We start from the raw sequence: 11,256 nt of genomic DNA, 5'->3' as shown, positions 1-11,256 counted from the left end.
CTATGCAGGTGGATTTTTACATGTGCTAAGTTATTTTGCTCTTTAGCTAATCAGTTCGTACCTAATGTAGACCTAGTGATTAAACATTTACCGAGCCAGTTGATCTGCACATAGTTTCTATTGGAGAACTATTTACGTAAAGATTGACTGGCGGCTCTATGGCTAGCTATGGAAGCGAAACAAAAGAGTATTTACTGCTATTTGTGCCTAGAGTGAGTATAGGACCTTGGTTTCTGGCGACAGTCAATAATCTTCTATCTATAGATAATTACAATCTTGCTAAAACAGCATTCTACTCTGTTGATTCTAACTTTGAAAATAAGCAAGCGAGCATCTCAAGATATTCATTGTTTATCGCGGGACATCAAAAAAGCCGCTCATGGAGAGCGGCTTCGAAATAATTAATTCGATACGGGTTATTCTTTCTCTTATGACTCCGCTGTTTCCGGCTCTGGCTGCATTTCTTTTTCTGCCCGCTTTGCTTTTTCTATCATAGGAGTAATCGTCGAACCTTGAACGAGGATCGAGAACACTACGACAGAATAAGTCATGACGAGAATGATCTCTTTCACGTCGATGAGCTTGTCTTGGATAACCCAAATTCCAGAAGGGATAGACAGCGCCATCGCCAAGGCTAGACCACCGCGTAACCCACCCCAAGTTAAGATTTTCACTGACCAAGGGTTGTACTTACGATGACGTTTAAACCCAATGTAAGAACAGAACACGCTTAGATAGCGGGCAGCTAATACCAGTGGTACCGAAAACGCCATTAGAATCCAGTCTTCCTTATGGAATTCAAATAGCAACATCGACATGCCGATTAGGAGGAACAAGACCCCATTGAGGAACTCATCGACTAGTTCCCAGAAGTGATCGAGGTGATCTTCACTTTCTTTAGAGAATCCGATAAATCGTGTCCAGTTCCCGATCATAATACCGGATACCACCATGGCTAATGGCCCAGAAACATGCAGAACTTCCGCAAACGCATAGCCAGCGGTCGGTATACCTATAGTTAGCAGTAACTCCATAGAGTGATCATCGGTCGCACTGATGAGGCAGTGGAACAGCAGACCAAGTGCAAAGCCATAAACGATGCCGCCAATAGCTTCCTGAATGAACAGCATCGTCACGCTGCCAACCGTTGGTGCTTCAGTGCCAAAAGCGATTGTAAACAGGGTGACAAAAATGACTAGACCAAAACCGTCATTAAACAAGGACTCACCTTCGATTTGGGTTGAGATACGTTCCGGTGCATCCAGTTTTTTTACGATAGCCAATACTGCAATCGGGTCGGTTGGCGAGATTAATGCACCAAACAATAAGCAGTACACTAAGTCGAATTGCACACCTATCAGATGGCAGAATCCGTAAAGCGCGAAACCAATAAAGAAGGTAGAGAATAGTGTCGCTCCCAGTGCGAGCACTGTAATTTCCCATTTTTGGTCTTTGAGGTGAGGCAGTTTAATCCCAAGACCACCTGCAAATAAGAGAAAGCCCAATATCCCCTTTAGCAGAAAATCTTCGAAGTTAATGCTCGACATTGTCTTCGAAGCAATTTCTGTTAAATGAAACCAGTTATTTTGACCTGCGATAAGGATAAGAAGGGATAGAACCATGGAACCAGCAGTGATGGCAATTGTAGTTTGCATTTTGCCTATCTTGCTGTTTACAAAAGCAATTAACATTGCCGCTGCAGATAGAAAACAGAGAGTGTAGTAGACCGACATTGGATTCTCAGCATGTAACAAATTATGAATGAGAATTTTGTTCCTGACGTGATTAAATAGCAAACACTTTTTTGTCATGCAGAGGTGATTAATTTAGTCATTTAGACGTCTAGACTCCTTTTTAATGTGTGATAGGATGGAAAGATAACTAAAGGAATGAGGCTGTACTGTGGGAAGTAATGTAAGGCAACAGATAGAAGCTCAACTAAGAAAACGCATCTTACTGATAGATGGTGGTATGGGGACTATGATCCAGGGCTATAAACTGGAAGAACCCGACTATCGAGGTGAACGTTTCGCCGACTGGCATTGTGACCTTAAAGGCAATAATGACCTTTTGGTTCTGACACAGCCCAAATTGATTAAAGATATTCATGCTGAGTACTTAGAAGCAGGCGCGGATATTCTTGAGACCAACACGTTTAATGCAACGACCATCGCAATGGCTGACTACGATATGGAAAGCCTGAGCGAAGAAATCAACTTTGAAGCTGCGAGGCTCGCTCGCGAAGTGGCAGACGAGTGGACGGCGAAAACACCACATAAACCACGCTATGTGGCAGGTGTTCTTGGTCCAACTAACCGTACTTGTTCGATTTCGCCTGATGTGAATGATCCCGGCTATCGTAATGTCACGTTTGATGAGCTGGTTGCTGCGTATTCCGAATCGACGCGCGCCTTAATTAAAGGTGGCTCAGACCTCATTCTAATTGAAACGATTTTTGATACCTTGAATGCGAAGGCTTGTGCCTTTGCTGTCGACAGTGTTTTCGAAGAGATGGGTGTTAAATTACCGATCATGATTTCGGGAACGATCACTGATGCTTCAGGGCGAACGCTTTCTGGTCAAACGACGGAAGCGTTTTACAATTCTTTGCGTCATGTTCAGCCGCTGTCATTTGGTTTGAACTGTGCTTTAGGTCCGGACGAGCTCCGTCCATACGTTGAAGAAATGTCGCGTATATCCGAAAGCTTTGTATCAGCGCACCCAAATGCGGGCTTACCGAATGCATTTGGTGAATATGACCTTTCTCCTGAAGATATGGCCACGCACGTTAAAGAATGGGCAGAAAGTGGCTTTCTGAACCTAATCGGTGGGTGTTGTGGTACCACACCAGAACATATTCGTCAGATGGCTGAGGCCGTTGAAGGTTTGACTCCTCGCCAATTGCCAGACTTACATGTGGCCTGTCGCTTGTCTGGTCTAGAACCGTTAGCTATTGAAAAAGACACTTTGTTCGTCAACGTTGGTGAGCGAACTAACGTGACGGGCTCCGCTCGCTTCAAGCGATTGATTAAAGAAGAGCTTTACGATGAAGCGTTAGAAGTTGCTCGCCAGCAGGTGGAAAATGGTGCTCAGATCATTGATATCAATATGGATGAGGGCATGTTGGATGCCGAGGCATGCATGGTGCGCTTCCTCAATCTGTGTGCGTCTGAGCCAGAAATTTCTAAAGTGCCTATCATGGTTGATTCTTCTAAGTGGGAAGTCATTGAAGCCGGACTGAAATGCATTCAGGGTAAAGGCATTGTTAACTCTATCTCGCTCAAAGAAGGCAAAGAGAAGTTTGTTGAGCAGGCTAAGTTAATCCGACGCTATGGCGCTGCTGTCATCGTAATGGCGTTTGATGAAGTAGGGCAGGCGGAAACACGAGAACGTAAACTTGAAATCTGTACCAACGCCTACCGTATTCTAGTTGATGAAGTCGGCTTCCCACCCGAAGACATTATCTTTGACCCGAACATCTTTGCTGTGGCGACTGGTATTGAAGAACACAACAATTATGCGGTCGATTTTATCGGCGCTGTTGCCGACATTAAACGAGATTTGCCGCACGCGATGATCTCTGGCGGAGTGTCGAACGTTTCGTTCTCGTTCCGTGGTAATAACTATGTACGTGAAGCGATTCACGCTGTATTCCTTTATCACTGTTTCAAAAATGGTATGGATATGGGGATCGTGAATGCAGGTCAGCTGGAGATTTACGATAACGTCCCTGAGAAATTGCGTGAAGCAGTAGAAGACGTGGTACTGAACCGTCGTGATGATGGTACAGAACGCTTGCTTGATATTGCGGCTGAGTACGCAGGTAAAGGTGTCGGTAAGGAAGAAGATGCCTCTGCGCTTGAATGGCGTACTTGGTCTGTAGAGAAGCGATTAGAGCATGCATTAGTTAAGGGCATCACCGAGTTTATTGTTGAAGATACCGAAGAGGCACGTGTTAACGCCAGTAAACCATTGGAGGTGATTGAAGGGCCGCTAATGGATGGTATGAACGTGGTCGGTGACTTGTTTGGTGAAGGTAAAATGTTCCTTCCTCAGGTGGTGAAATCGGCACGTGTAATGAAGCAGGCCGTAGCGCACTTAGAGCCGTTCATTAACAAGGAAAAACAAGCGGGTTCTTCAAACGGTAAGATACTCCTGGCAACAGTGAAAGGGGATGTCCACGATATTGGTAAGAATATCGTTGGTGTTGTACTTCAGTGTAACAACTACGAGATCATTGACCTTGGCGTGATGGTCCCATGTGAGCAGATCCTTAAAGTCGCGAAAGAAGAGAATGTTGATATCATCGGGCTTTCCGGCTTAATTACCCCATCTTTGGATGAAATGGTACATGTGGCGAAAGAGATGGAGCGTCTTGATTTCGACCTGCCATTACTGATTGGTGGTGCGACAACATCGAAAGCACACACTGCGGTTAAGATTGAGCAAAACTACAAGCACCCAGTGGTTTACGTCAACAATGCTTCAAGAGCAGTTGGGGTGTGTACTTCATTGCTGTCTGACGAGCGTCGACCTGAATTTGTTGAAAAACTTGATGCCGATTACGTACGTGTGCGCGACCAGCATAATCGCAAGAAACCGCGCACGAAACCTGTCACTTTAGAACAAGCTCGAGCAAATAAGGTCGCGATTGACTGGGAAGCATATACTCCACCAGAGCCAGCTAAACCGGGTGTACATGTTTTCGACGACTTTGATGTAGCAACATTACGTGAATACATTGACTGGACTCCATTCTTTATGACTTGGTCTTTAGTTGGTAAGTACCCTACCATTCTTGAGCACGAAGAAGTCGGAGAAGAAGCAAAGAGGCTGTTTGCTGATGCAAATGAGCTGCTTGATAGGGTCGAGCGAGAAGGTTTGCTTAAAGCACGTGGTATGTGTGCGCTATTCCCAGCAGCAAGTGTTGGAGATGATATCGAAGTGTACACAGATGAGTCGCGTACGGAAGTGGCTAAAGTATTGCGTAATCTGCGTCAGCAGACTGAGAAGCCTAAAGGCTACAATTACTGTCTCTCTGATTACATAGCACCAAAATCTTCAGGTAAGAAAGACTGGATTGGCGCATTCGCGGTAACCGGTGGTATTGGAGAGCGTGAACTCGCTGATGAATACAAAGCAGCGGGAGATGATTACAACGCGATTATGATTCAAGCTGTGGCGGATCGCTTGGCTGAGGCTTTTGCTGAATACCTGCATAAAAAAGTGCGTAAGGAAATTTGGGGCTATTCGGCGGATGAAGATCTCTCTAACGATGATCTGATACGTGAAAAATATCAAGGTATTCGCCCAGCTCCAGGTTATCCAGCCTGTCCAGAGCATACTGAGAAAGGCTCACTTTGGGAGTTGCTCAAAGTGGAAGAGACGATTGAGATGTCTTTGACCAGCAGCTATGCAATGTGGCCAGGAGCCTCTGTATCAGGATGGTATTTCTCTCACCCAGATTCGCGTTACTTTGCGATCGCGCAGATTCAGCAGGATCAGGTCGAAAGTTACGCTGATCGTAAAGGTTGGGATATGTTAGAAGCTGAAAAATGGTTAGGGCCAAACATTAACTAATTCTCTGCAAGTTGGATCAAAAAAGCACAGCAAAAGCTGTGCTTTTTTATTGATGATTACCTATCAGATCATGATCGTAGCAAGACCAAGGAATACTGAGAGGCCAATTACATCGGTGACTGTGGTTAATGCCATCCCTCCGGCCAAAGCAGGGTCAATGTTCATTTTCTTCAATAAGATCGGGATGGTTACGCCCGCGATACCAGCGACCAAAAGGTTGGTTAGCATGGCTGCGGATATAATGCCACCGAGCATCCAGTTACCTTTCCAAGCTATGACGATACCACCAATGATCAATGCCCACATGATACCGTTCAATAGGCCGATTGCTGCTTCCTTCATTAGCAGTTCACGTTTGTTGGCATCACCGATATGACCTAAGGCGAGGCCCCGGATTACCAGAGCGACGGTTTGGTTACCCGCAACTCCGCCCATGGATGGAACGATAGTCATTAAGACAGCAATTGCCGCCATCTGATCTAAGGTGGCTTCAAACATGTTTGAGACCGATGCCGCAGCAAGTGCTGCCAGTACGTTCGCACCTAACCAGATACTGCGTTTACGGGCAGATTTGACCACCGGAGCGAAGGTGTCTTCGTCATCGTCCATACCCGCCATACTCATCATAGAGTGTTCGGCGTCTTCACGAATAACATCCACCACGTCATCAATGGTAATACGACCGACTAAGTGCTGGTTTTCATCAATGACGGGAGCAGAAACCCAATTACGGCGCTCAAATAGGCTGGCAATATCGGAGTCGCTCATGGTGACTTCGATGGCTTCATCTGCATCTTCCATCACTTCAGTAACTTTGATATCAGGTTGGGTGGTAATTAGGGTCGTGATCGGTAACTGGCCAATCAGCTGGCTGTTTTCATCTATCACATACAGTGCGTCGGTCGCTTCGGGAAGCTCCCCTTTCATACGCAAATAACGCAAGACGACATCGACATCGACATCACCACGAATGGTGATTACGTCGGTGTTCATCAATCCGCCAGCGGTATCCTCGGGGTAAGAAAGCGCGGTTTCCACTCGCAAGCGATCGGCGGTGTCCATTTGTGACAGAACTTCACGTGAGACATCGTCTGGTAGACTACGTAAGACGTAAGCAACGTCATCGGTGTCCATGCCTTCGGTGGCTTCGGCCAGCATCTCGGGTTCCATTTTAGAAACCAGAGCATCTTTGACGTCTTCGTTCAGTTCGTCGAGGATCTCACCGTAATCTTCCGGATCGGTGAGTTGCCAAAGAACCTCGCGACTCTTTCTTGGTGAGGCTTCTAACAGATGGGCAATATCTTCTGGCTCCATGTCCTGTAATTGGCGACGGACATGGACAAAGCGGCCATTTTCTAGAGCATCTGTTACTTCTTGGAGGGCTTGGTGAGCTTGGTCGAATTCAATTTGCTCTGCCATTTCTTCCTCCTGACTCTAAATACTTACAATGCGTTGAATAGTAACTTAATTTTAGTGTTTATTTAATAAGTTAATATGAAGGTAATGATTTTTCTTATATGGGAGGAAAATTATTCCGCCTCTTCGAATTTATCTTCAATGAGGTGACAGACGGCTTCCAGAGCTGGGCTTGCATCACTACCCTCAGCACTGATAGTGACATGCTCTCCCTGAGCGGACTCGAGCATGAGTAGTCCCATAACGCTGTCAGCGGTTGCTTCTTTACCTTCATGGTTTTGGATAGTGAGAATCGCATCAAAAGACTGAGCGAGTTCGACAAGTTTAACGGCAGCACGAGCATGAAGGCCCAATCGGTTTTGGATGAGGACGGTTCGACTCTGTTGCTGCATGCGTTATTCCTTATGTTGTTTCTCGAGTGTCGCGTGGCGAATCTGAACCTGATGACCCATTTGAGCGAAGTACTCGCCAATTTGTTGGGTAAGATAAACTGAACGGTGCTTACCGCCAGTACAACCTATTGCGACCGTTAGATAGCTGCGGTTGTTTTTTTCTAGTAATGGTAGCCAGTTTTCAATGAATTTCTGGATCTGCTGTTTAAGATCCAATACATCCTGATGGCTTTCCAGAAAAGATTTGATCGGTGTATCGAGCCCCGTCATTGGGCGCAATGCGGGTTCCCAATGTGGATTCGGCAGAAAGCGTACATCAAACACATAGTCAGCATCACTTGGCAAGCCATACTTAAAGCCAAATGACTGAAATACCATCACTAAGTCTTTGCGCTCTCGACCTTCAACACGCATGCGAACCGTCTCACTTAAGTCATGCAGTGATTGGTTGCTACTATCGATGATCAGATCAGCGTGTTCTTTCAATGGAGAAAGAATACAGCGTTCTTTTTCAATGGCTTGTTCAAGAGACGTGTTTTCGAGACTGAGAGAAAGGGGGTGTATGCGCCTCGTTTCGCTGTAGCGTTTGAGTAACGTGTCTTTCTTGGCGTCCAGAAAAAGAACACTAACGTCGGAAGATTTTTTTAGCTTCGTCAGCACATCGGTCACGAGATTCGGTTCGGTAGGCAGATTCCGGATATCAATACTGACCGCTACATTTTGCTTACTTGATTTGACCGATTTGACGAAATTATCGAGTAAATCCACCGGAAGGTTATCGACGCAGTAGTAGCCAAGGTCTTCAAGTACGCGAAGCGCGACGCTTTTACCTGCACCTGATTGGCCACTGACGACGATAAGGCGCATTACTGATTCACCATGATGTCGTAAAGCTCCTCATCAGATTGCGCTTTACGCAGCTGTTTGAGGACTTGTTTGTTGTTTAATCGTTCTGCCATGCTGGAAAGCGTTTTAAGGTGCTCTTTACACTGCGCATCAGGCACAAGAAGAGCAAAAAGGAGATCGACAGGACGATTATCTATCGAGTCAAACTCGACAGGAGATTCACATTGTATGAGTACAGCAACGGCTTTGTCACTGGATTGCATACGAGCATGGGGAATGGCTATTCCATTTCCGATGCCAGTACTGCCCATTTTTTCGCGGCTGAGCATACACTCAAAAAGTTCAGTGGAGTTTTGACCAGTCTGCTCGGCGACGATCTCACTGATCATTTCTAGAGCGCGTTTTTTACTGGTGCATTGGACTGCACTTTTGGTGCAGTCCAATGAAAGGATTTCGCTTAATTGCATGATGTTTAGTGCGTGTTTAGTTTTTCTTTATGCTTGTTGAGCTGTCTGACCAGTTTATCAACAAGAGAGTCGATAGCGGCATACATACTTTCTTCGTCGGCAGATGCATGGATTTCGCCCTGATTGACGTGAAGGGTAGCTTCAGCGATTTGACGGAGTTTTTCAACTTTTAAAACAACATGAACGTTATTTATGTGGTCAAAGAAACGCTCAAGCTTTTGAAACTTTTCGTTTACGTAGTCTTGCATTGAATCGGTGAGATCAACGTGGTGGCCATTAATATTGATTTGCATAGACTTTCCTTCTCGGTTAGATGCCTAAAGCAGGCGTTTGCGCTGACTCGAAGGGGCAATGCCTAGTGATTCTCGGTATTTAGCTATTGTTCGTCTAGCGACCTGAATCCCTTGGTCAGCGAGTAGAGCTGCAATTTTGCTGTCACTCAGTGGTTTAGCACTGTTTTCAGCAGCAACGAGCTTTTTAATCAATGCTCGGATTGCAGTGGATGAACATTCTCCACCGTTGTCGGTACTGACATGGCTGGAGAAGAAATACTTCAGTTCGAAAATACCACGAGGGGTATGCATGTATTTTTGGGTTGTGACACGTGAAATCGTTGATTCGTGCATATCGACATCTAAGGCGACGTCATTGAGAACCATCGGCTTCATCGCTTCTTCACCATACTCAAAGAAATCGCGCTGATGTTCAACAATACACTTAGCAACTTTGAGTAGCGTCTCATTTCTACTTTCTAGGCTCTTAATCAGCCATTTTGCTTCCTGCAAGTTTGAGCGAATGTATTGGCTATCTGAACTGTTGCCTTTGCCAAGCGCTGCGTACTGTTGATTGACCTTAAGGCGTGGTACTGAGTCTGGATTGATAGTGACCACCCACTTACCATGATCTTTGAACACGGACACATCAGGTATGATATATTCTGCATGCTCTGCAGCGATTCGGCTTCCAGGTCGAGGGTCGAGCTGCTGAATGAGCTTGAGAGCTTCTTTGAGTTCAGCTTCTTTGAGCTTCGCTTCTTTGATGATCAGTTTGTAGTCGCGATTGCCTAATTGGTCGATATAGTCAGTCAGTACTAACTTCGCTTCTTTCAACCACGGTGTATCTTCTGGGAAGGTTGCCAATTGGAGCAGCAAGCAGTCTTGCAAGTTATTTGATGCGACACCCAGAGGGTCAAATTGCTGAACACGCTTACGTACGGCTTCGATTTCTTCGAGTTCTATTTCTTCATTGTCAAAGCTTTCAAGAATATCTTCGGTAGAAATGGTCAGGTAACCATAGTCGTCTACAGCATCAATGATTGCCATAGCGATGGTTCGATCCGTTTCGCTAAAAGGAGTCAGATCTAACTGCCAAGTGAGGTAGTCGTGCAGAGATTGAGTGGTTTCGCCTTGATAGACTGGCGCATCATCATCTAACGCAATACCAGTACTGCCTGTATTGGCGCTATAGACATCTTCCCAAGTGGTATCAATCTCAAGCTCATTGCTGATTTCAGACTTCTCTATCAGTTCTGAGCTGTCTTTGACTTCTGGCTCAGCGATTTCAGCGTTCGGCTCTTTTTCATCACTCGCTGCTTTGTCTTCAACATTTGAGGTCTCTTCGCTGCCTTCTTCGACTTCTAGCAGAGGGTTAGAATCCAAGGCTTCCTGAATTTCCTGTTGAAGATCTAACGTTGACAACTGCAACAAGCGAATTGCTTGCTGAAGCTGTGGGGTCATCGCTAACTGCTGTCCTAGCTTGAGTTGTAATGAGGGTTTCATTCAGTATTACTTGCCTTAGATGCTATAGAATCTTACCGTTCTTCACTTTAATCATAGACGGAATTGTTCGCCGAGATAAACTTGTTTTACTTGTTCGTTATTGAGTACTTGTTCTGGTGTACCCTCGGCAATCAAGTGCCCTTGACTCACAATGTAGGCTTTTTCACATACGTCTAATGTTTCACGTACGTTGTGGTCTGTGATTAATACACCCAGCCCACGATCACGCAGATGCTCTATGATCTTCTTGATATCAATGACCGAAATCGGGTCAACACCAGCGAACGGTTCATCCAGCAAGATAAATTGAGGATTGGCAGCCAAAGCTCGGGCGATCTCTACACGACGACGCTCACCCCCCGATAGTGCCATACCTGCACTGTGGCGAATGTGCTGAATGTGGAATTCTTCCAATAAGTCTTCTAACTTATCTTGGCGCTGTTCACGAGTCAGTTCTTCACGAGTCTCCAGAACCGCCATAATGTTATGTTCTACAGATAGCTTACGGAAGATCGACGCTTCCTGGGGCAGATAGCCAATCCCCATACGAGAGCGGCTATGCATCGGCAGGATGCTGATATCCTGCCCGTCAATCGTAATCGAGCCTTCATCGCGAGCGACTAAGCCGACAATCATGTAAAACGACGTAGTTTTACCTGCACCGTTAGGGCCAAGTAAACCGACGATCTGCCCAGAAGTGACTTCCAAGCTAACATCGGTCACCACTTTACGGTTACCGTAAGTTTTCGCTAAATGCTCTGCTTTGAGATTTGCCAT

General features: G+C 45.7%; 10 protein-coding genes. 2 read left to right on the top strand and 8 right to left on the bottom strand.

Annotated elements, in window-relative coordinates:
- Nucleotides 1-158 precede the first annotated feature (158 nt).
- Nucleotides 159-401, top strand: a complete 243-nt coding sequence (locus tag IX95_RS26440; RefSeq protein WP_152562073.1) for a hypothetical protein — start codon at nucleotides 159-161, stop codon at nucleotides 399-401.
- A 27-nt stretch (nucleotides 402-428) separates the two neighbouring features.
- Here the strand turns inward: IX95_RS26440 and IX95_RS24430 are convergent, their stop codons facing one another.
- A complete protein-coding gene (locus IX95_RS24430) occupies nucleotides 429-1,811 on the bottom strand; it encodes a cation:proton antiporter (protein WP_171354837.1) in 1,383 nt (460 codons plus the stop codon).
- Nucleotides 1,812-1,902: 91 nt separating this feature from the next.
- Between IX95_RS24430 and metH the strand changes: the two genes are divergently transcribed.
- Entirely contained in the window at nucleotides 1,903-5,580 is a 3,678-nt protein-coding gene (metH, locus tag IX95_RS24425; protein WP_038164697.1) for a methionine synthase, read from the top strand.
- Nucleotides 5,581-5,643: 63 nt separating this feature from the next.
- Here metH and mgtE read toward each other — a convergent pair whose 3' ends face one another.
- The 7 genes from mgtE to lptB all read right to left on the bottom strand — a co-directional run bounded on the left by mgtE (nucleotide 5,644) and on the right by lptB (nucleotide 11,256).
- Nucleotides 5,644-6,999: a magnesium transporter gene (gene mgtE / locus IX95_RS24420; protein WP_038164696.1), complete on the bottom strand. Its 1,356-nt coding sequence runs from the start codon at nucleotides 6,997-6,999 to the stop codon at nucleotides 5,644-5,646.
- 110 nt (nucleotides 7,000-7,109) lie between these two features.
- Nucleotides 7,110-7,388 carry an HPr family phosphocarrier protein gene (locus tag IX95_RS24415; protein WP_006963174.1) on the bottom strand — a complete coding sequence of 93 codons (279 nt, stop codon included), beginning with the start codon at nucleotides 7,386-7,388 and terminating at the stop codon, nucleotides 7,110-7,112.
- Nucleotides 7,389-7,391: 3 nt separating this feature from the next.
- Nucleotides 7,392-8,255: an RNase adapter RapZ gene (gene rapZ / locus IX95_RS24410; protein ID WP_019274209.1), complete on the bottom strand. Its 864-nt coding sequence runs from the start codon at nucleotides 8,253-8,255 to the stop codon at nucleotides 7,392-7,394.
- Nucleotides 8,255-8,701 (bottom strand): PTS IIA-like nitrogen regulatory protein PtsN, encoded by a 447-nt coding sequence (ptsN, locus tag IX95_RS24405; RefSeq protein ID WP_006963172.1) that lies wholly within the window; start codon nucleotides 8,699-8,701, stop codon nucleotides 8,255-8,257. Before ptsN ends, rapZ begins: the two co-directional genes overlap by 1 nt.
- A gap of 5 nt (nucleotides 8,702-8,706) precedes the next feature.
- Nucleotides 8,707-8,994 carry a ribosome hibernation promoting factor gene (gene hpf, locus IX95_RS24400; RefSeq protein ID WP_006963171.1) on the bottom strand — a complete coding sequence of 96 codons (288 nt, stop codon included), beginning with the start codon at nucleotides 8,992-8,994 and terminating at the stop codon, nucleotides 8,707-8,709.
- A 24-nt stretch (nucleotides 8,995-9,018) separates the two neighbouring features.
- Entirely contained in the window at nucleotides 9,019-10,479 is a 1,461-nt protein-coding gene (locus IX95_RS24395) for an RNA polymerase factor sigma-54 (protein ID WP_038164693.1), read from the bottom strand.
- Nucleotides 10,480-10,530: 51 nt separating this feature from the next.
- Nucleotides 10,531-11,256 (bottom strand): LPS export ABC transporter ATP-binding protein, encoded by a 726-nt coding sequence (gene lptB / locus IX95_RS24390; protein WP_006963168.1) that lies wholly within the window; start codon nucleotides 11,254-11,256, stop codon nucleotides 10,531-10,533.

It is taken from the genome of Vibrio sp. B183 (genome assembly GCF_000740665.1).
Lineage (GTDB): Bacteria > Pseudomonadota > Gammaproteobacteria > Enterobacterales > Vibrionaceae > Vibrio > Vibrio coralliilyticus.
Note: the sequence above shows the minus strand (reverse complement) of the source record. Positions and strands in the feature narration are given on the sequence as shown.